Raw genomic sequence first — 19,683 nt, 5'->3', positions numbered from 1 at the left:
GCTGCATAAGCCTCGCTCAGGAACGCCAGCCACCACTGCCGAAGTGACCTGAACTACGGAGCGTCGCCAGCAGGATGTTGGCTGCTCCGCGTTGATCAATCTTCGCTTGCTCACCAAGCGGAGACGCATTCCAGGCAGCCAGTTCTGACACCAAAAGAGCGGTATCCCCGTCTACCGATGCGCATCTAAGTTGTCCGTTCTTCCCCATCACGATTATAGCTGTACCTATCACGCCATATCCAATCGCAGCTATCCGCTGAACCCAGGTATCGCCGTCAACGCGGACATCGAACAGAACCGACCCTTCGGTTTTTTCCGCAGCGTCCGCCACACGATCACAGAACGGTCGATTGAGGCCTTCGATGTTGCCGAGTGACTGCTCAAACAAGGCCAATTCGACATGCTCTGCCACCATAGCTGTGAGAGTGCGCGCTAGCTGGCCCAATCAGCAAGACACCAGGACCATTATCCACAGCAGCCACAGCTGGTCCCCTTTTTGCCTACTTAATGCCCCCCGTCGGACCGCGAGCCGGGCAACGGCCTCTATGGCTTGGTCGACCTCGTCCGTCGTGGTGTAGTGTGACAGACCCAGCCGGGCGACGCCGCCTTTTTTCGCGCGGTCCAAGCCTGCCGGAGGCTTCATGGCATAGAGTCGCCGGCCCAGCCGAAGATGTTTTTCCTCAGCCAGCGCGGCCGCGTTTTCCAGCGGCGAGCGATTGGCCAGCGGCGAGGTGCCTGTTGAGCGGCAGATTCAGGGCCCTGATATCTGCGCACGCGGCACATCTTGCCCACCCCGGTTGATCGCCTAAATGTTTGGTCCCGGCATTTGCTGGAGCGGATTGAGTCTGAAGCGTTCCGGCTGTGACGCCCACGCCTTGCAGATGAACTCGTAGCGATCCTTCCGCAGTCAGCCTCCGGTTCAGCGGCCAGCTTCACTCCAATTTCTTCAAGCGATTGCGGGCCTCATCTATTCTCGGCACTACAATTGTCAGCCTACTGAATCCAGCATTCTCTTTATCACGGAAAATTTGAAGGTTCGCGCCTGCGACGCCACGCCATATGGATCAACCCCGGCATGGGACGGTCATCAGGCCCCGGGTCGAACAGGTGAGTATAGAACTTCTCTCCACCGCTCATGCTTGGATGTTGCGAGTGCGTCGAAAATTCCTTGGATTTCCGTTGTGCGCGTCCTTCCAAGTCACCAGCATCTGCAATTAGAGAACGTTTGGCTTCGTTCCAAGATGGTTCTCGGGCGGCAGCGCAAAGTCCGCTCGGCGCGCACACCATATGTGTCTCAGCTCGGCCCTTTTTTACTTTGCGTTGGATTCAAGGTGAAATTAGTGGACGCAAGCGAGAGGTCGGCTTTCGGCATCAAGCGGACTAAGCAGTCATTCAACTCCTGGCCTCAAGCAGCTCATGCACGCTCCACTTGACGGTGCGTGCCGCCCCAGCCGATGTCGGATTTATCTATGTCGACGGCGAGACATGCCTTTGACCACGCTTATTGGGGGCGCCGACTGGCGAGCCGCTTTGCCATCATTAGCGATGGAACGGAAAAGAAACCATTCTGCATAAGACTGCTGCTTTTCGACGCACCTTTTCGAAACGTCGGAACGAGCGCTTTTCGCGCAGGCCTCGATGCCCCCATAGGTGAACCGGTTCCATGACGAGTCTGACAATACGCCACCGCATCCTCGTCAGTTTCGCTGCCGTTCTGGTGGTTATGTCCGTGATCGCCGTTATCGCGTACGCCTGGTTTCTTCAGGCGGAGCGGGAGGCAACTGAGGTCGAGAAGGGCATCCTTCCAGACCTCTATCACAGCACCGAGATCATGATGGGGCAGATGAAGGCACATAGCCTGCTTCAGGAATATGCCCTCCAGGACAACCCGTCGGATAAAAGCACGCTTGAAAGCACGATCGCGACCAATCGCGACCAAGTGCGGCGGTTGATGGACGAGTATGAAGCAACGATCGTCTCCGACATCGACAAGCAGAATTACGCAGTCGTCAAAGAACTCGCCAACCAATTTCGGCTGGCGGAAACTGCTGTGCTGGACACGAGCCGAGCTGCCTTGTCGAAAGGTGAAACTCCCAATGAAAGTCCGGTCATCAAGAACACGGTAGAGCCGATCTTTGTGAAATTGCAGTCCGCTCTGCAAGCCATGCTCGAGGATCACAGAGGCGAGGCAAACAGCGCGACGCAGCGAATCAGCTCAATCGTTAGCACGGCGGAAGTCGGTTTGAGCGTGGGCTTGTTGATAGCCCTCGGACTAGCCCTTCTTTTGGGTTACCAGCTGTTTCGCGCTGTCACAGCTCCGCTCACACGTTTGGTCGACGCGGTTCAAATGATACGGCAAGGCGACTTCAGCGAACGCCTCGATCTGAGGCGCCGGGACGAATTCAGCGTGCTTGCCGACGGCTTCAACGCAATGGCAGACGATCTCACAACTCTCATTGGTCAGGTACAAAGGTCCAGCATACAGGTCGGCACGTCGATAACTGAGATTGCTGCAACCTCCAAGCAGCAGCAGGCAACAGCGACTGAAATCGCCGCGACCACGACTGAGATCCGCGCGACAGCCAAGGAAATTTCCGCCACTTCAAACGAGCTGGTTCGCACGATGAACGAGGTCTCGACAGTTGCCGAGCAAACGGCTGCCGTCGCGGGCGGAGGGCAAGAGGGGCTGACCCGTATGGAAGGAACCATGCAGCAGGTCATGGACGCGGCGGGTGCGATCAATTCCAAACTCGCAATCCTCAGCGAGAAAGCTGGCAGCATCAATCAGGTGGTGACGACCATCACCAAAGTGGCCGATCAGACGAACCTGTTGTCGCTCAACGCTTCCATCGAGGCTGAGAAGGCCGGCCAATATGGCCGGGGCTTTGCAGTGGTGGCGACAGAGATCCGAAGGCTTGCGGACCAGACGGCCGTCTCCACTTACGATATCGAGCAGATGGTCAAAGACATCCAGTCGGCAGTTGCTGCCGGTGTGATGGGCATGGACAAGTTTTCCGAGCAGGTCCGCCGGGGCATGCACGAAATCCAGCAGGTCGGCGGGCAACTCTTCGACATCATCCAGCAGGTCCAGGGGTTGGTGCCACGTTTCGAAGTCGCCAATGAAGGCATGCAAGCACAGGCGATCGGCGCGGGACAGATAAGCGACACGCTAACCCAGCTAAGCGAGGCAGCTCAGCAAACAGTCGAGTCCCTTCAGCAATCGACGCTCGCGATCGACGAGCTCAATCAAGTCTCAGGTAGCATGCGAAGCAGCATTTCAAGGTTCAAGCTGAGAGCATAGCGGGCCGGCAGTAGGAGGTGATAATGCTATTCCTCGCCTTCAGTATGGGTTCGGATCGCTACTTGATCGATGTCCACCAAATTGAAGAGGTGCTGCCCTATATCGATGTGAAAGTTCTGCCGGGTGCGCCAACCGGTGTGGTCGGTCTGGTCAGTTATAACGGAATACCCATCCCTCTCATCGATGTTACTCTTCTTGCGCTTGGCCGGCCATCGGAGCGCCTATTGAGCACCCGGATCGTTGTTACGCGCTACCCGGCGCGAGATGGCGAGCAACGCCTGCTTGGGTTGGTCGCGGAACGGGTGACGGATACGGTCGAGCGAGACCCTGCCGACTTCGCGCCGTTCGGCCTCGAGCCAGAAACGCCGTCTTATCTTGGTCCGGTGGCTTCGGATGGCACGGAGATCATTCAGTGGGTCAAAGCGGAAGCGCTGCTTTCGGAAGAGATTCGTACCGCATTGCTCCGCCAAGCCGCGATGAGTGTTTAATGACCGGCGCAATAGAAAAGCTCCTGATGGAAACCATTGGACTGGACAGTGCCAGCGTTGGCCCGACAGTGGTCCGTCAGGCGGTCAGAGACCGGATGGCAGCGTGCCGGATTGCCAATCCTCAGGCCTATAGGGAACACTTGACCGGTTCCCCGCAGGAGCTGCAGGAGCTGATCAATGCGGTGGTGATCCCGGAGACTTGGTTCTTTCGCGACCGAGAAGCGTTCACGATGTTGGCGCGGCATGCGCGCGTGCACAAGCGTGCTCAGCCGACAAAAGTCTTGAGCCTGCCATGTTCAACCGGTGAAGAGGCCTATTCGGTCGCAATGGCCATGTTCGATGCCGGCTTTGAAGCGCACGAGTTCAACATCGATGCGGTGGACGTCAGTACCCGCAATATCGCGTTGGCTGAACGTGCCGTCTACGGGCGCAATTCCTTTCGCGGCAGCTATCTCGAATTCAGGGACCGCTATTTCGAAGCGGTCGAGGGTGGGTTGCGGCCCAGTGCTGCGGTGCTGAAACAGGTTCGCTTCAGGGTCGGCAACCTATTCGGTACTCGCGCAATTTTTGGGCAAGAGGTCTATGACATCCTACTCTGTCGGAATTTGCTGATCTATTTCAATCGCGAACTGCAGGATCGCGCATTGACCCGCCTGAAAGATCTCTTGGCCACGGACGGACTTCTTCTGGTCGGTCCCGCGGAAGCAGCACTTCCAAGGCTGCATGGCTTTATTTCCGCTGAATGGCCCTTGGCCTTTGCCTTCCTGGAATCGGAGCCCATCAAGGCCGCGGCGCCGACAACTGCTATCCCGGTGCGGACATCAACCCCGAAGCTCAACAAGAGCAAGCCCGTTCTTCCGCCACGACTGACCGTCGGCAAGGAAAACAGTGCGCCGGCCCTGGCCAAGCCCGTTGATCAGGTCTCGGAAAGCCTAGTCGCGGTTGAACGGATCGCCAATGCGGGTCGGGTAAAGGAGGCACAGGAGGTCGCCCTCGCCCATCTCGAGAAATTCGGTCCTTCCGCGCAAATCTTCTATCTGCTGGGCCTCGTTCAGGATGCGGATGGCGCTGCATCCAAGGCCGCGCAAAGCTATCGCAAGGCACTCTATCTCGCGCCAAATCATCGAGAGGCTCTGGTCCACCTGGCTTTGCTGCTTCGCAAGCAAGGCGACCACAGCGGCGCCGAGGCGCTGGCCGGAAGGCTGGTCCGGGTCCAGAAAAGGAGCGGCACCTGATGCCGGCTTCGACAAGGATCGCTCTGCCAGTGGAGCAGATTGAAATCGACGACTGCTGGCGGCGGATAGGCGTTCGGGGTGACAAGTCCTGTCCCCAACTGGAGCAGCATCTCCACTGCCGGAATTGCCCGACCTATAGGAAGATTGCACGGCGCCTCCTTGATCGTGCGGCGCCCTCGGCATATCGCGGCGAATGGCCTGATGACGCTGGTCGTGCAGCGGTCGTTTCAACGGACGATGAAGCGCTGCAGACGGCCGTTCTCTTCCGGTTGGGGAACGAATGGCTGGCGCTTCCAGCTGGCATTTTTCATGAAGTGGCTGAATCCCGTCCCGTTCATTCCCTTCCACACCGCAGGAATAGTGCAGTGCTCGGCATCGCCAATGTCCGGGGCGAATTGCTGATTTGCCTGTCGCTCGCTGAATTGCTCGGGATCGACGAAGCCAAGGAGGAGGAACAAGGCAGACGAGCCAAGATATTTCGCCGCCTCGTCGTGGTGGGCGAGCGGGACAAGCGGGTTGCTTTCACGGTTGATGAGGTCCACGGCTTACATCGCTACCGGGCACGCGACACTCTCGCCGTGCCAGCTACGATCGGCAAGACGCTGTCGGCGGCTACTGTTGCCGTTTTGCCCTGGCGGGAACGGGCTGTTGGCTGTCTCGACCCGGGACAACTGCTCACGATGATGGATCGGAGCATGGCATGACAGATGAGGACTTCAGCCAGGTTTCGATGTTGAGCCTTTTCCAGGCCGAACTGGAGACGCAATCACAGGCTTTGACCTCCGGCCTTCTGGCGCTCGAACGCGATCCTGTCGCCACCGACGCACTGGAAGAATGCATGCGGGCCGCGCATTCGCTGAAAGGAGCAGCCCGCATCATCGATCTGACGCCCGCCGTCAAAGTTGCAAATGCAATGGAAGATTGCTTGGTCGCCGCGCAACGTGGGCATCTGAGGGTACGCAAGGAGCATATAGATGCGCTTCTGCAAGGCTCTGACCTTCTGAAATTGATCGCATCGGGATCATCGAACGAGAGCGTCAACCCGGAAGTCGAAAGCTTTCTGGCGAAGTTCGAGGAACTGTCCCTCCCCGAGCCCGCACCCCAAGATTCGGCAGCTGATTTCGCAACGCCAGAGCATAGCCGAAAGGAGCCGGCGGCAACCTCGTCAGCGAACCCCCTTGTCGAGCCGAAAGCTCAAGCCCGAGGGAGCATCGGCTCAGATAGAATGGTTCGGGTGACGGCAGAAAGCCTGAACCGATTGCTCGGTTTGGCCGGCGAGTCGCTGATGGAAGCTCGGCGGCTCAGGCCATTCGCTGACGGGCTGCTGCGGCTGAAGCACCTTCAATCAGACATCGCAAGTGCGTTCGACAATCTTGATGCAGTGCTGCTGCCGGTCGCAAAAGATGCGGCTGTGGTGGAAGCGCTGGTTGAAACGCAGCGAAAGCTTCGGTTGAGCCAAGCCTTCTTGGCGGAGCGTCTCGATGAGTTGGATTCAGTCGATCGGAAAGCCACCGATCTTGCCAACCGATTGTACGAGGAGACGTTGGCGAGCCGGATGCGACCTTTTGAAGACGGGGTGAGACACTACGCAAGAACGGTCCGCGACCTCGGTCGTACACTTGGCAAGCGGGTGCGACTGGAGATCGTAGGCGGCTCGACCGGCATCGACCGCGATATCCTCGAGCAGCTGGATGCCCCCTTGGGGCATCTTCTGCGCAACGCGGTAGACCATGGGCTTGAACCGCCTGATGAGCGCCTCGCAACCGGCAAACCCGAAGAGGGACTCATCAGGCTCGAAGCGAGGCACAATGCCGGACTGCTGCAAATAGCCGTGGTGGACGACGGCAGAGGGATCGAGCTCTCGAAGCTGCGCGAGACTGTCGTCGCCCGGCAGTTTGCAACCAGGGAAAGCGCCGACGCGCTCAGCGAAACGGAATTGCTGGCATTCCTTTTTCTGCCCGGCTTTTCGATGAAAGTTGGCCTGTCCGACGTCTCCGGCCGTGGCGTGGGACTCGACGCAGTGCAGGCGATGACGAAGGAGGTTCGCGGAATCACGAGCGTCTCCTCGGAATTTGGTCGAGGAACCCGGTTTCAACTGCAACTGCCGCTGACGTTGTCAGTCCTGCGCACCTTACTCGTCGAAGTCGATGGGGAGCCCTATGCGTTTCCACTCGCTGCCATCTCCAAGACAATGAAATTGCAGCGCGTGGAGATCAACCTCCTGCAGGGCCGCCCGCATTTTCGCTTGAACGATCGACAGATCGGGTTGGTGACAGCGCGCGAGGTGCTGGATCGAGGAGAGTCTGCGTCCGAACCAGAGGAACTCTCGGTCGTCGTGGTGGAAACGAGTCGTGGGGACGCCTACGGCGTAATCGTCGACCGTTTTCTCGGGGAACGCGAACTGGTGATCAGACCTCTCGATTCCCGGTTTGCCAAGATCAAGGACATCAGCGCAGCGGCCCTGATGGAGGACGGTTCGCCTGTTCTGATCTTCGACGTCGATGATCTGGTTCGATCGGTGGAAAAGCTTGCGTCGTCCAGCGGATTTCGAGCCCTTCGGCGAGCCGCGGGCGGTCCCGGACCGAGCAGACGCAAGCGCGTGCTGGTGATTGACGATTCACTCACGGTTCGCGAACTCCAGCGCAAGATGCTGGGCAATCACGGTTATGACGTCGAAGTGGCAGTCGACGGTATGGACGGGTGGAATGCCGTCCGATCTGGTCCTTTTGATCTCGTCGTCACTGACATAGACATGCCGCGCATGGATGGTATCGAACTGGTGAGCCTGATCAGAAAGGACGTCCATCTCAGGAACACACCCATCATGATCGTTTCATACAAGGATCGGGAAGAAGACCGCTCGCGCGGGCTTGACGCCGGTGCCGACTATTATCTGACCAAGAGTACCTTTCAGGACGAGGCGCTGATCCATGCCGTCGTGGACATGATCGGCGAGGCGACTGAATGAGATCGAAATTGGCGACCAACGAATGAGAATTGGCGTAGTCAACGACATGCCGATGGCGGTTGAACTTCTGCGCCGGCTGGTCATGTCGACCGGCGAACACCAAGTCGCATGGATTGCGACCAATGGGCGTGAGGCGGTCGAGGTCTGCAGACGTGATCTGCCGGATCTGATACTTATGGATCTAGCAATGCCAGAGATGGACGGGGTGGAAGCGACCCGCAGAATCATGGCGGAAACCCCATGTTCAATCTTGCTGGTGACAGCCAGTATCGAAGCCAACGTCGCCGGCGTCTACGAAGCGATGGGGCATGGCGCGCTCGACGCCGTCGATATTCCCTCAGTAGGCATCGAAGGTGATGCGTCCTCGCAATCCGCACGGCTGTTGACCAACAAGATAGCAATGATCGGCAAGCTGATCGGCGATGCGCCGGGCAAGGCAAGAAGGAGGATGTCCCGTGCGGCTGAGCCGACAGCTCGACGGCTAATTGCAATCGGTGCCTCTGCTGGCGGGCCGGCCGCCGCTGCCGCAGTCCTGAGCGCGTTTCCCGTTGATTTCGCCGCCGCCATCGTGCTCGTACAGCATCTCGATGCCCAATTCGTTCCAGGCCTTGCTGATTGGCTCGGCCAGCATACGCCTCTCCCGATCCGTCCAGCGCGGGAAAACGATAGTCCTCAAGCGGGCACCGTTCTCATTGCCAGTTCCGCGGATCATCTGGTTTTCAAGTCAGCTCAGCAACTTGGCTATACGCCTAGCCCCGAGGACAGCGTTTATCGGCCGTCCGTAGATGTGTTCTTCGAAAGTGCCGCGCAATGGTGGCCTGGCTCGGTGATTGGAGTCCTGCTCACAGGCATGGGCAAGGATGGTGCGCACGGGTTGAGACAGCTCCGCGACAAGGGGCATCTCACAATCGCGCAGGATAGAGCAACCAGCGCCGTCTACGGCATGCCGAAGGCCGCCGCCGATGTCGGCGCGGCTGTTGATATTCTTCCTTTGAGTGCGATCGGCTCACGCATAATCGAAGCCCTTTCAGCGCTCCAGGTGAAAGGGTTCGTCCGATGACGCTAGAACCACAGCTGGTCCCACCACTTGCAGATAACTATTCATCCATGGTTCTGCTCATCGATGACCAGATCATGGTTTGCGAGGCGGTCAGGCGCGCTCTAGCCAGCGAGCCTGATATCTCCTTACACTTCTGCACCGACCCATTGAGAGCGATCACGGTCGCCGACGAGGTAAAGCCAACCGTCATCCTGCAGGATCTCGTCATGCCCGGGGTCGATGGGCTGCATCTGGTGCGAGAATACCGGAAGCATGCTTCGACACGCGCGGTACCAGTCATTGTGCTGTCGAGCAAGGAAGACCCAGCCACCAAGGGCGAAGCGTTCGCTGCGGGAGCGAACGATTATCTCGTAAAGCTTCCGGATCGTATCGAGCTGATTGCACGCGTTCGATATCACACGCGGGCCTATCTGGATCACGTCCAGCGAGAAGCTGCATACCGAGCGCTAAGGGAAAGCCAGCGACAGCTGATCAGTGCTAATCTCGAGCTTGAACGTCTGACGCGGATCGATGGCCTGACGGGCCTCGGCAACAGGCGCTATTTTGACGAATATCTGGCGTCTGAATGGAAGCGTGCTTTTCGCGCACAATCCCCATTGTCGCTGTTGATGATCGATGCCGACAACTTCAAACGATACAATGATACCTATGGCCATATGGCCGGCGACGAGGTGCTCAAGCAAATCGCCCGCGTAATCCAGAGCGGTTCCGGCCGTTCCACCGATCTCGCTGCGCGGTACGGAGGCGAAGAGTTCGTCATCGTGCTGGTCGACACTTTACTGGAACAATCCAGTGCGATCGCAGAGCAGCTCGTCCAGAGCGTGCGGGAGCTGAACATACCCCACGGCTCGGATCGCGTGACCATCAGCGTTGGCGTCGCAACAGCGGTGCCCACCGAGAACGAAACGCCGAAGGATTTCGTCAATGCCGCCGATCTGGCTCTTTTTCGTGCCAAATCGGAAGGACGAAATCGTGTTGCGCTTCAGTTGTCCCGCGCTTGACGAGTGGCTAGGCAAACTGTTGGGCCATGCAAGCCGTATTGCCGGTCGTGAGCTCATGGCGGCAGGATGGTACACTTTCACCAATTGCATGATAGCGGACGTGCTGCGGCCGCCGACCTGTCGGCCTATCCGAATACCGCAGCAGGCTCCAAACATTTGAAAATACGTTGAATGCACCCCGCTCGCCGGCCTTCAAGAAGGTCTATGCCGACCAGCTCGCTCATTCCGCGGTTGGACATCAAAAACTCATCGCCATTGCATTTGGCTGAAGCGGGCGCCGCAGTTCTGCTCTGACAGGAGCGTGGACCGCAAGCAGTTCGTTCCACTCCACCGAGTTTTCTGCTTGAATACCTCTAAAGCCATCCATGGAGGCCCCTTCCATTCTGAATGATCCCTTCGCCCCCTTACGACAGCGTTTCCTGGCTCGGTGCGCCACTCAACTCGCGGAGTTGAGGGCGGCGCGTCAGAGAGGCCCGTCAGTGGGCTCCAACGACACCCTGATTCCCACCGCGCACTCGCTCGCCGGGGCCGCGGGGACATTCGGGTTTGCGGAGATCAGCGCGCGGGCATCGGCGTTGGAGACATTGCTGATCGAGCAGGCGGACGATGGGGCCTCGCACGCCGCACTCGATGCGCTTATCACGGAGATCGAGCGGACGCTGAAGTGACTCAGCAGACGGGGCTCACTTCTTCGCGCCGCCCAGGCCGGTCCTGGTCATCTCACCCCAGCTCTGGTCGGCCCGAAGAAATTGCCACCAGCCCTTCACGCGCCAGAAATTGTTGAGCTGGCGGTAGCCGAAATTCTCGATCACGGCGACCGCCGTCAATACCGCGAGGTCCCTGGCGCGGGGAAAACGCTGCAACTCGGCCTCTTCGAGAACGAGGGAGCATACGCTCACGCAGACGCCATAGGTGAAGATGAGCGAGGTGAAGGCCAGAAGATATTCGGCCGAAAGGACACCGAGCAGCCAGAAGGCGGGGATGAGGATATAGCCCAGCACCTCCGCCACCGGTCCCAGAACGTCGACAATGAAGATGTGGCCGAAGCCGAGAAAGCCGACGCGGCCATAGCGCGGGTTGAAGAGCATGGAGCGGTAGCGGAAGAAGCATTCGAGCGAGCCGCGCTGCCAGCGCGTGCGCTGCCGGGCAAGGACGCTCAGCGATTCCGGCGCCTCGGTCCAGCACACCGGCTCCGGAATGAACTGGATGCGGTATTTGCGCTTTTTATCCCGCATATAGCGGTGCAGCTTGATGACGAGGTCGAGGTCCTCGCCCATCGAACCCTTGGTGAAGCCGCCGACCGCCACCACTTCGGCTCGGCGAAACATGCCAAAAGCGCCGGAGACCAGCATCAGTGTGTTGATGCGGCTCCAGGCAAGCCGCGCCATCAGGAAGGCGCGCAGGTATTCGACCACCTGGAGCAGTGGCAACAGACGGCGTGGCAGACGGACCTCGCGCACCCTGCCTGCCTCGATCCTGGAGCCGTTGGCGATGCGGATCGTGCCGCCGACGGCAATGGTGCGCTCGGGGTCGTCGATGAATGGCTGGGCGGCACGCATCAGCGCGTCGGGCTCAAGGATAGAGTCGCCGTCGATGACACAAAAGAGCGGCGCGCGACAGACATTGATGCCGGCGTTCTGGGCGTCGGCCTTGCCGCCGTTCTCCTTGTCGACGACGAACAGCCGCTCGGTCATCGGTGACGAATAGAGGCCGCGGATCGGATTGTGCGCGAGCGCCTCCTCATAGGGCCGATGGAACTTTACCAGCTTGAACGCCTCGATGAGGCGCAGCAAGGTCTCGTCTTTCGAGCCGTCGTTGATGACGATGACCTCGAAATTGGGATATTCGAGCGCCAGCATGGAATGGACGCTCTCGACCACGTTCAAGGCCTCGTTGTAGGCGGGCACCAATAGCGCGATCGGCGGCGCGACATCGCCATAGCGGTGCCAAAGCAGCGCCGAGCGCGCGACCGGTGGGCGCTTGGACAATGCATAGCCGGCGACGATGAGCTGCAGGAGGTATATCGCCGTCTGCGCCAGCCCGGCCCCGATGATGAACCAAGACAAGATGGTGGCGGCAAGAACGATCTCGTCGCTCCAGTCGGCGATCATACGGCTGGTCCCTCGGCAAGAATGAGCGAGGCGGTGCGCTGGCTGCGCGAGACCTCACTGTCGGCAATCTGGCGCAGCAACCGCTCTCCCGGCTGGCCGAAGGAGCGCAGCGCGTTGGCGGCGGCATAGCGCACGTTCCACACCTCGTCGCCCATCAGCTTGGATAGCGGCCGGCCAAGTTCGGCGAGGCCGAGGCGGCCGGCGGCATCGGCGGCCGCGCTGCGCACCTCCCAGTCGCCTTTTGTCATCGCGGTCGAGAGGATCGCCGGCGCGTCGGCATTTCCGGTGAGGCCGAGCGCCCGCAGTGCCGCCGCGGCAACCTCGGGCGAGGCGTCGTCGGCCAAGCGGGCGAAGAGATCGGCGAAGCGGAAGCCGCCGGCGCGGGCCAATGCGTCGATCGCGGCCGCCCTTATGAAGGGCACGGCGTCGGCGCGCGCAGCATGGTCCGCCAGTTCCTCCAGGCGCGCGTGCGGAAAGCGCCTGAACAGCTCGATCAGGCGTCGCGAGCGCTGCCCGGCCACGCCGATCTTGCGCAGCGCAATGCCGAGCGGCGGCAGGCTGTTCAGATCGCAGAGCGCTATGGCGACGGCGATCCTGACCTCGCGCGAGCGGTCGTGGTTCAGCGCGGAAAGCAGGCTTGCCACCGCACCTTCCGAGCGCAGCGCCGCCAGCATCTCGGCCGCATGGATGCGTTCGGCGCCGTTGCCCTTTTCCAGTTGCCTGTCGACAAGGGCCGGCAGGCCACATTCCTTGAAAGCAGCAAGGACATCGTCGTGCTCCTCGCCGCGCAAAAGCGAAATGAACTCGAAGCCGGTATTGATCGCCACGCCAGCCGGCACCGAAAGAATGGCCGTTTTCAACACCTCGCGGTCGCGGCTCTCGGTGAAGGCGATCAGCGCAGTCAGAAGCTGACGCCGCTGATCGGCCGCAGCCTTGCTCCGGCGCTCCTGCAGGACGCGTCTCGCGATCAGGAACAGCATGATCACCAGCGAAAGAGCGCTGAGCAGTATGGAGAGATCCCAGATGTACCACATGGTCAGAACCGCGCGGTCAGGCCGAGACCGAATGTATTCCGGTCGAATCTCGGTCGTTCTTCATGCGCGATGCTGGCGCGCAACGTCAGCGGATCGCTGATGTCCCAGGAAACACCACCAAAGACCGCGCGCGTCGGCACCAGCGTGCCGTCGGAGATTTCGGGAGCGTCGGCATAACCGCCGAACACGTTGAAGTGCGGTGTCGCAGCAAGGTCGACGCGAAGCACATAACCGTCTGCGCCCGTGCCGATATCATCCTGCGCATGAACCCAGCGGGCGGAAAGCCCCAGGCGGCCGTCTAGGATAGAGGTCTGCACCCATGGCGAGATGCTGGTGACATTTGTGTCGGCGAAATTGTCGTAGCGGGCGTCGATGTTGAGCGAAAGCGGGCCGAACGCCTTTGCCGGCGCCATGACCTGCCACGAAGCCCCGGCGCCGATCGAATAGCGCGCGAGGAAATCAGCGTCCGGCGTCGCCGCCGCCAGAGCATAGGCAGAGAACGCCGGCGAGAAGGCCTGGTCGATACGGCCTTCGATCTGGACGTCGGTGCGGCCGAAGCGTGTAGCCAGCCGGGTGCGACCGGAAATCGTGGTGCGCGGCGACAGCCGATAGGCAAGACCTGCCGAACTGTCGGTCCAGTCGCCGAGCTCGCTCGTGAGATCGCTCACCTCGCTGCCGAGATCGAGCCGCCATTTGCGCGGCGGCGGCACGGCCAGCCTTTGCTCGATATCGAAAGAGCCAGGCTCGACGGCGAGCGCTTGGCTGTAGGCATCCCGCGCGTCCTCCTCTTTACCCTCGGCGCGGCGCACATCGCCGAGCCCGACCAGCGCCTCGGCATTGCGCGGATCGGCCGCAAGCACGCGCTGGAACGACTGCCCGGCCCGCGTGTAATCGGCCTCGAGCAAAGCCACTCTCGCATCCAGCTCGAGCGCCTCGACATTGCCTGGCACTGAGGCCAGCACGCCATCGACCAAGCGGCGGGCGCTCGGCGCGTCGCCCCGCCAGATCGCCAGGCGCACCTTGCCGAGCCGCGCGTCGAGAAGGCCCGGCTTGATCGCAAGCGCGCGGTCGAAGAAAAGCCCCGCCTCGTCGAAGCTTTGGCTGGAGCCGACGACCAGGCCAAGGGCGACGAGGATGTCGGTGTTCTTCGGCGCCAGTCCCAGTGCCCGGCGATAGACTTTCTCCGCCTCGGGCAGCTTTCCCGCCGCTCGCAGGCGTCTGCCCTGCTCCATCAGACCGGCGACGGGATCGGGCCGCCGGCTAGTCGGTTTCTTTGTCGGCGCCGGAACCGCGGGAGACCGTCTCACCTCACTGCCGGCGGCTTGCTTCGCCTTCTGGATATTCGCGATAAGCGTGGCGGCGTCAGCGTTGCCGGGCTCGGCCCGCAGGGCCGTTTCGGCTAGCGGAAGCGCGGCATCCAGATTGCCCGAGCGGAACTCGACCTCAGCCATGCCAAAGCTGGCGTCCCGATAGGTTGGGGCCAAGGACAGGGCGTTGGAAAAAGCGTCGCGCGCTGCCGACAGATTGTCGCGGCCGAGTTCGGCAAAACCGAGTTGCACCAAGGCGTCGGCGTTATCGGGTTTAAGCGCAAGGGCGCGCCGTAAAAACTCCACCGCCTCGTCAAAATGCTGCGCTTGCCTGGCCTTGACGCCGAACTCGTAAAGTTCATCCACCGTCTGCGCCAGCACCGCGCCCTGGGGCGCAGCGATCGCCAGGATCAGACATGCGCCAAGGGCTGCGCACCGGCGGCGCCGCATCAGCGTTTCCCGCTCTTTCGCGCGAGCAGACGCGCCAACCGCGCCAGAAGCTCCTCGGGGATGAATGGCTTCACAAGGTAGTCGTCGGCTCCTTTTTCGAGGGCCGAGACGATGTCCCTTTCGCCCTTGCGGGCGGTCAGCATGACGACCGGGGTTTCGGACAAAGCCGGATCGCCCTTGATGCGGGCAAGGACCTCCAGGCCGTCGGCCTTGGGCATCATCGCGTCGAGCACGATGATGTCCGGCGCCTCATGCTCTGCCTTCGAGAGCGCTTCCGCCCCGTCTACTGCTTTGATGACCTCATATCCCTTTGCCCTGAGCCTGAATTCCATCAGCTCGATCAACAAGGGATCGTCATCGCAAATCAGAACTCTTGCCTTCGCTCCGTTCACCAGCCTTGCTCCGGTTCCGTCGCCCCCCGGAGTGATCCCATGAACCGACATCCGCCAATGCGGTCCATGCAGACAGAAATATTCGTCTCGACTCTCTCATCGACGTCCGCCGATGCCACGCGATTATAGACAACCTGATTCGCTGCGCCTGCACCTCGGCACAATCAGTAGATGAATAAGGCGACATGGTATAGGAGCCCTGAACGGCATCGCACAGTGTGCAGACAAACTGCGCTCGGTGGCCAAGCCATACGTCGGCTCAGGTGCGCGATAGAAGCAATCTTTTGACTTCACCGGCAAGCGCAAGCGGGTCGAAAGGTTTGGCGATCACCCCCACCGCCCCCATAGCCAGATAGCGTTCGACCTCATGCGTCTGGGTGCGCGCGGTGATGAACACCACGGGTATCGACGCCGTCGGCCGGGACTCGGCCAGGCGCCTCAGCGTCTCCGGTCCGTCCAAGTCCGGCATCATCACATCGAGCAGGATGAGGTCGGGCCGCCATTCGGCGGCATCGGCCAGCGCCTGCATGCCCGAAGAACAGGATCGCACCTCGAATTCCGGCTCGAGCTCCAGCGACATCTGGGCGATTTCGCGGATATCGTCCTCGTCGTCTACATAGAGGATCCTTGCGGGCATTAGCATCACTCCTTGGCGTGCGCGGCAGGCCGAGTGCCATTGCGGGACGAAACCAACATGTTCCGTACCAACTTTGCCACATCGATTTCCGACGCTCTGGTCTTGGTCATGATCGCCTGCACCCGATCGCCGAGCTTCTGGTCGAGTTCCGCCGCCGAGAACACGATGACCGCAGTCTCGAGCGGCAGATCGGTCAGGAGGTCGAGGCCCGATCCGTCGGGAAGCGCGATATCCAGGATGACTAGGTCGAAGCGATGGCGGGCGATCGCCTCCTGGGCCTGCTTTAGTGTCTTCGCCGAGGTGATCGAGACGCCCGAACCCAGCCCTTCTGACATCACCGCAAGCACGCCCTCATCGTCTTCGACATGCAGGATTTGTGGCTTCGGCTCGACCCTACGGCCGACGATCTTGGCAAGAGCGGCGTGAAGCCGTTTCGAATCCACCGGCTTCTCCAGCCAGTCGACGATGCCGACGGCGCTGCCGTTCAGCGAGCGCCTGGCCTCGTCGGCGACGGCGGAGATGACGATGACCGCAATGTCGGAATTCACCGGTGATGCCCGTATGTCGTGGAAGAGCTTGATTCCGGATTCCCCCGCCAGCTTGATGTCGAGCGTCAGCGCCACGTAGTCGCGCGAGCTCAGCAGCGCCTTGGCGGTGTCGATATCGGGCGCGACGTCGCTGGCAAAGCCTTCTGCATCGAGAAGTGCTGCGATCACCACAGCAATGTCAGGCTCGTCCTCGCAGATGAGGACACGCAGGCGGCCATCGCGCTTGCGCGCCCGGCGCTCGACCGAAACCGGCTTCTCGGTCTGCCTGTGCGCTTCGGGGAGGTCAATGTGAAACGAGGTTCCCTTGCCTTCCTCGGTTTCGAAGGAGATGCCGCCGCCCAGCTTTTCAGTGATGGCCTTGACGATGCTCAAGCCCAGGCCAGTACCGCCTATCTTGCGAGTGCTGGAGGCGTCCGCCTGCTCGAACTTCCCGAATATGCGACTGCGGAACGCCTCGGGGATGCCAGCGCCCTGGTCCACGACCGAGATGCGCAGCATATCGGGGGCACGACGATGGAGTTTCACCGTGACGATGCCATCAGTGTGCGAGAACTTGATCGCATTCGACAGCAGGTTGGCCATCACCTGATGCAGGCGATCCGGATCTATGTTGGCTTCGGCGCGCGGGGCATCGTCGACCAAGACGATCCTGATTCGGCTGTCGGCCATGTAGTTGGTGCTGGCGGCAATCGCCTGTTCCAGGACCGGGCGGACAGCCATCTGCCTGATCTTGAAGGTGATCACGCCAGATTCGATCTTCTCCATATCAAGGATGTCGTTGATGAGAAGAACCAGCCTTTCACTGTTGGTGTGGGCGATGTTGACGAGATTGGCGGCCTTGGGGGGCAGTTCGCCGGCGACGCCGGCCGCGATCAAACCAAGTGAGCCGCGGATGGAGGTCAGTGGGGTGCGCAATTCGTGGCTGACCGTCGAGATGAAATCGTTCTTCAGCTGGGCATTTCGCTTTTGCTCGGTGATGTCGCGATTGTAGGTGATGACGCCGCTGATCTTGCCGGTCTCGTCGCGGAACGGTGCCTTCAGCGTGTAGAGCCAGCCTTGTCTGCCGTCCGGGAAAACCGCCGGCTGGTCGATGCGCAGCGTCTGCCCGGCTTCCAGAGCGCCCATCTCATCCTGCCGGAAGCGCTCGGCCACGTCCTTAGAGTAGAAATCGAAATCCGTCTTGCCGATAAGCTGTTCGACCGAAGCGGCGCGCATCATTTCGGCAGTAGCGGGATTGGCGGCGATGAACCGGCCGTCGACATCCTTAATGTTCAGGCAATCCGGGAGTTCGCGGACCATGGCGCGGTAGATCATGTTGGACATCGCAAGATCGCGCCGCCGCTGCTGCCGGTCCAGCAGAACGCTTATGAGGACGGTGCTGAGGAAGCGGAACACGAGTGATGGGAGTGTGCTCTGCTGCACCAGGTCGGCAACGACTTGCGAGGGGATGATCAGGAGCGTGATCAGCCCGGCGAAAGCTACCGACACGCCGAGTCCGAATATGTCGAACATGGTGCGAGACCGGGCAGTAACGATGTGGTGCCACGCAATACCGACTATAGCGGTGATGAGGATCCCCACGACACCGACGCTCGCGCCCTGTCCACCGAGATAGATGCGATAGGCAATGGAGCCGGCAGTAGCGATGAACATCGCCGGCCATCCACCGAAGAACGCGGCAGCCGCAATGAAGGCGGCGCGGAGATCGACGACGAAGCCGGAGACGGACAAGCCCGTCGCCATGGAAATGATCGCGCCCATGCACATGACCACACCAAGAACCAGCGACTGCATCCGCGTCGACAGACGCCCAGTGAAGTCCGCCACAAGATCCCAGGCGACCACGAGGATGGAGACCAGGGCAAGATTGGCGAGGAGTGACTGCCAGAACTCGGTCATGACTTTCCCGCTCCTTTTCCCGATAGATACCGCCAAAACCTATCCGAGGTCTAAAGAAGCTACAGGCTCCGGCCCTCTGCCAGTTGAGGCTCGCTGCTCGAAGTCGCGTCGGTGGTTAATCCGCGCGTCGACAGCCCTCTGGCCGAGCCTGCCATAGCCCGGGCGGAACCATCCTCTCCGCTCGCGGTTTGGGCGAGCAACCCAAAGGGAGAGCTTCATGACACAATCGCGCGACTGGTTGATACAGTGGCTGAGAGACGCTCACGCCATGGAGGAGCAGGCCGAGACGATGCTCTCCGGGCAACTGTCACGCCTCGAAAGCTATCCGGAACTCCGCAACCGCATCCGTCAGCATCTCGACGAGACGCGGCAGCAGGCCTCGCGCCTCAAAAGCTGTCTTGACCGGATCGGAGAGGGATCCTCCGCGATGAAAGACGCAGGCGGCAAGCTCACCGCCATGGCCCAGTCGATCAGCGGCGTGTTTGCCGGCGACGAGGTGATGAAGGGCTCGCTCGCCAGCTATACTTTCGAGCAATCTGCGCGAAGAGGAGGCGATGGGGGGATTGGCTCAAGAGCCATCTCGCCGAGACGACGCAGATGTTCCTGTCTCGCGCCGCGGCCGACAGCGATGCCGCGAAACGGTGACGCCCAAATGGCGCGGCGGACTTTTTTCTGGCGATCGGGTCCGCTGGGCGGCTCTTGCGCCGGCCGCTGGGTCTTAGGTCGCAGCTAAGAGCCCGCTTCTCCTCCCACAAGAGCGGACTCTTGTCTCGGGTTTATGATCGGCCGCGGATTCGTCAGGGCACGGGTGGGGCAACATGAAGCGACTTCTGTCAGATCTCGCCGCAATGGTTGAGCCCGGCTTCTGGATCGCCCTGGGCTTTTGGCGCTGCCTTACGCAAGTGGGCGTATTCGTCCTCATTAAGACATGCCGGTGCCTCTGATCGCTCAGGCTTCCAGCCGCCCATGCGCGGACCTTAATACACCATCGTTGAGAGCACTTTCGGGTCTCACTGTCATGATCGCAAAGGGGCCGCGTGACCGACGAGGTGGGGATGCATCGACCGATGAAGTTGCAGGGCGCGTGTTGAGCAATCCGCTCGGTGTTATTGCGGGGTTGCTCCAATTCTTGCGCGTGGCGCACCATATTAGCCATTTGACGGGCGCAGATGCCGGTTTGCGGGGACTCGCCCACCAAGAGGCTCTAGAGTTGCGAGTGTAGTCTGCTGGCCAGCCAGTCCGATACTTTTTC

Annotated in this window: 16 protein-coding genes; 9 read left to right on the top strand and 7 right to left on the bottom strand. The window is 60.7% G+C overall.

Annotated elements, in window-relative coordinates:
- Positions 1-16: 16 nt before the first annotated feature.
- On the bottom strand, positions 17-394 hold the full coding sequence (locus tag FJ959_RS30555) for a hypothetical protein (protein ID WP_224646940.1): 378 nt from the start codon (positions 392-394) through the stop codon (positions 17-19).
- 1,269 nt (positions 395-1,663) lie between these two features.
- Between FJ959_RS30555 and FJ959_RS30545 the strand changes: the two genes are divergently transcribed.
- From FJ959_RS30545 to FJ959_RS30510, 8 genes are all read left to right on the top strand, one after another.
- Positions 1,664-3,301: a methyl-accepting chemotaxis protein gene (locus tag FJ959_RS30545; protein ID WP_140500721.1), complete on the top strand. Its 1,638-nt coding sequence runs from the start codon at positions 1,664-1,666 to the stop codon at positions 3,299-3,301.
- A 23-nt stretch (positions 3,302-3,324) separates the two neighbouring features.
- Positions 3,325-3,789 (top strand): chemotaxis protein CheW, encoded by a 465-nt coding sequence (locus FJ959_RS30540; protein WP_140500722.1) that lies wholly within the window; start codon positions 3,325-3,327, stop codon positions 3,787-3,789.
- Positions 3,789-5,024, top strand: coding sequence for a protein-glutamate O-methyltransferase CheR (locus FJ959_RS30535; RefSeq protein ID WP_140500723.1), 1,236 nt, complete (start codon positions 3,789-3,791; stop codon positions 5,022-5,024). The genes FJ959_RS30540 and FJ959_RS30535 overlap by 1 nt, the downstream gene beginning before the upstream one ends.
- Positions 5,024-5,728, top strand: coding sequence for a chemotaxis protein CheW (locus tag FJ959_RS30530; RefSeq protein WP_140500724.1), 705 nt, complete (start codon positions 5,024-5,026; stop codon positions 5,726-5,728). The genes FJ959_RS30535 and FJ959_RS30530 overlap by 1 nt, the downstream gene beginning before the upstream one ends.
- Entirely contained in the window at positions 5,725-7,992 is a 2,268-nt protein-coding gene (locus tag FJ959_RS30525) for a hybrid sensor histidine kinase/response regulator (protein WP_140633769.1), read from the top strand. Before FJ959_RS30530 ends, FJ959_RS30525 begins: the two co-directional genes overlap by 4 nt.
- Positions 7,993-8,014: 22 nt before the next feature.
- Positions 8,015-9,052: a chemotaxis response regulator protein-glutamate methylesterase gene (locus FJ959_RS30520; RefSeq protein ID WP_140633766.1), complete on the top strand. Its 1,038-nt coding sequence runs from the start codon at positions 8,015-8,017 to the stop codon at positions 9,050-9,052.
- 47 nt (positions 9,053-9,099) lie between these two features.
- Positions 9,100-10,053: a PleD family two-component system response regulator gene (locus tag FJ959_RS30515; RefSeq protein WP_281405705.1), complete on the top strand. Its 954-nt coding sequence runs from the start codon at positions 9,100-9,102 to the stop codon at positions 10,051-10,053.
- A 365-nt stretch (positions 10,054-10,418) separates the two neighbouring features.
- The gene (locus FJ959_RS30510; protein ID WP_181165450.1) at positions 10,419-10,721 is read left to right on the top strand and encodes an Hpt domain-containing protein; all 303 of its coding nucleotides are present in this window, start codon (positions 10,419-10,421) and stop codon (positions 10,719-10,721) included.
- 15 nt (positions 10,722-10,736) lie between these two features.
- Here the strand turns inward: FJ959_RS30510 and FJ959_RS30505 are convergent, their stop codons facing one another.
- The 6 genes from FJ959_RS30505 to FJ959_RS30480 form a co-directional block, all read right to left on the bottom strand.
- Positions 10,737-12,164: a glycosyltransferase family 2 protein gene (locus FJ959_RS30505; protein WP_181171942.1), complete on the bottom strand. Its 1,428-nt coding sequence runs from the start codon at positions 12,162-12,164 to the stop codon at positions 10,737-10,739.
- Positions 12,161-13,198 carry a HEAT repeat domain-containing protein gene (locus tag FJ959_RS30500; protein WP_140633760.1) on the bottom strand — a complete coding sequence of 346 codons (1,038 nt, stop codon included), beginning with the start codon at positions 13,196-13,198 and terminating at the stop codon, positions 12,161-12,163. Before FJ959_RS30500 ends, FJ959_RS30505 begins: the two co-directional genes overlap by 4 nt.
- Positions 13,199-13,200: 2 nt before the next feature.
- Positions 13,201-14,955 carry a YaiO family outer membrane beta-barrel protein gene (locus FJ959_RS30495; protein WP_140500729.1) on the bottom strand — a complete coding sequence of 585 codons (1,755 nt, stop codon included), beginning with the start codon at positions 14,953-14,955 and terminating at the stop codon, positions 13,201-13,203.
- The gene (locus FJ959_RS30490; protein WP_140500730.1) at positions 14,955-15,347 is read right to left on the bottom strand and encodes a response regulator; all 393 of its coding nucleotides are present in this window, start codon (positions 15,345-15,347) and stop codon (positions 14,955-14,957) included. Before FJ959_RS30490 ends, FJ959_RS30495 begins: the two co-directional genes overlap by 1 nt.
- A gap of 259 nt (positions 15,348-15,606) precedes the next feature.
- On the bottom strand, positions 15,607-15,984 hold the full coding sequence (locus FJ959_RS30485) for a response regulator (RefSeq protein WP_140500731.1): 378 nt from the start codon (positions 15,982-15,984) through the stop codon (positions 15,607-15,609).
- Positions 15,985-15,989: 5 nt separating this feature from the next.
- Complete coding sequence (locus tag FJ959_RS30480; RefSeq protein ID WP_140518215.1) at positions 15,990-18,431, bottom strand: ATP-binding protein; 2,442 nt, start codon at positions 18,429-18,431, stop codon at positions 15,990-15,992.
- Between the two features lie 217 nt (positions 18,432-18,648).
- Between FJ959_RS30480 and FJ959_RS30475 the strand changes: the two genes are divergently transcribed.
- Positions 18,649-19,164, top strand: coding sequence for a DUF892 family protein (locus tag FJ959_RS30475; RefSeq protein WP_246678922.1), 516 nt, complete (start codon positions 18,649-18,651; stop codon positions 19,162-19,164).
- The last annotated feature ends 519 nt before the right edge of the window (positions 19,165-19,683 follow it).

It is taken from the genome of Mesorhizobium sp. B2-2-4, assembly GCF_006442375.1.
In the GTDB taxonomy this organism is placed as follows: Bacteria; Pseudomonadota; Alphaproteobacteria; order Rhizobiales; family Rhizobiaceae; genus Mesorhizobium.
This window is presented reverse-complemented; position numbering and strand designations above follow the sequence as displayed.

Excerpts from the sequence above, each read along its gene's own strand:
- FJ959_RS30505 (WP_181171942.1), bottom strand. The coding sequence starts at position 12,164 with ATGATCGCCGACTGGAGCGACGAGATCGTTCTTGCCGCCACCATCTTG.
- FJ959_RS30530 (WP_140500724.1), top strand. The coding sequence starts at position 5,024 with ATGCCGGCTTCGACAAGGATCGCTCTGCCAGTGGAGCAGATTGAAATC.
- FJ959_RS30485 (WP_140500731.1), bottom strand. The coding sequence starts at position 15,984 with ATGCCCGCAAGGATCCTCTATGTAGACGACGAGGACGATATCCGCGAA.
- FJ959_RS30540 (WP_140500722.1), top strand. The coding sequence starts at position 3,325 with ATGCTATTCCTCGCCTTCAGTATGGGTTCGGATCGCTACTTGATCGAT.
- FJ959_RS30480 (WP_140518215.1), bottom strand. The coding sequence starts at position 18,431 with ATGACCGAGTTCTGGCAGTCACTCCTCGCCAATCTTGCCCTGGTCTCC.
- FJ959_RS30535 (WP_140500723.1), top strand. The coding sequence starts at position 3,789 with ATGACCGGCGCAATAGAAAAGCTCCTGATGGAAACCATTGGACTGGAC.
- FJ959_RS30475 (WP_246678922.1), top strand. The coding sequence starts at position 18,649 with ATGACACAATCGCGCGACTGGTTGATACAGTGGCTGAGAGACGCTCAC.
- FJ959_RS30510 (WP_181165450.1), top strand. The coding sequence starts at position 10,419 with ATGGAGGCCCCTTCCATTCTGAATGATCCCTTCGCCCCCTTACGACAG.
- FJ959_RS30525 (WP_140633769.1), top strand. The coding sequence starts at position 5,725 with ATGACAGATGAGGACTTCAGCCAGGTTTCGATGTTGAGCCTTTTCCAG.
- FJ959_RS30500 (WP_140633760.1), bottom strand. The coding sequence starts at position 13,198 with ATGTGGTACATCTGGGATCTCTCCATACTGCTCAGCGCTCTTTCGCTG.
- FJ959_RS30520 (WP_140633766.1), top strand. The coding sequence starts at position 8,015 with ATGAGAATTGGCGTAGTCAACGACATGCCGATGGCGGTTGAACTTCTG.
- FJ959_RS30515 (WP_281405705.1), top strand. The coding sequence starts at position 9,100 with ATGGTTCTGCTCATCGATGACCAGATCATGGTTTGCGAGGCGGTCAGG.
- FJ959_RS30545 (WP_140500721.1), top strand. The coding sequence starts at position 1,664 with ATGACGAGTCTGACAATACGCCACCGCATCCTCGTCAGTTTCGCTGCC.
- FJ959_RS30495 (WP_140500729.1), bottom strand. The coding sequence starts at position 14,955 with ATGCGGCGCCGCCGGTGCGCAGCCCTTGGCGCATGTCTGATCCTGGCG.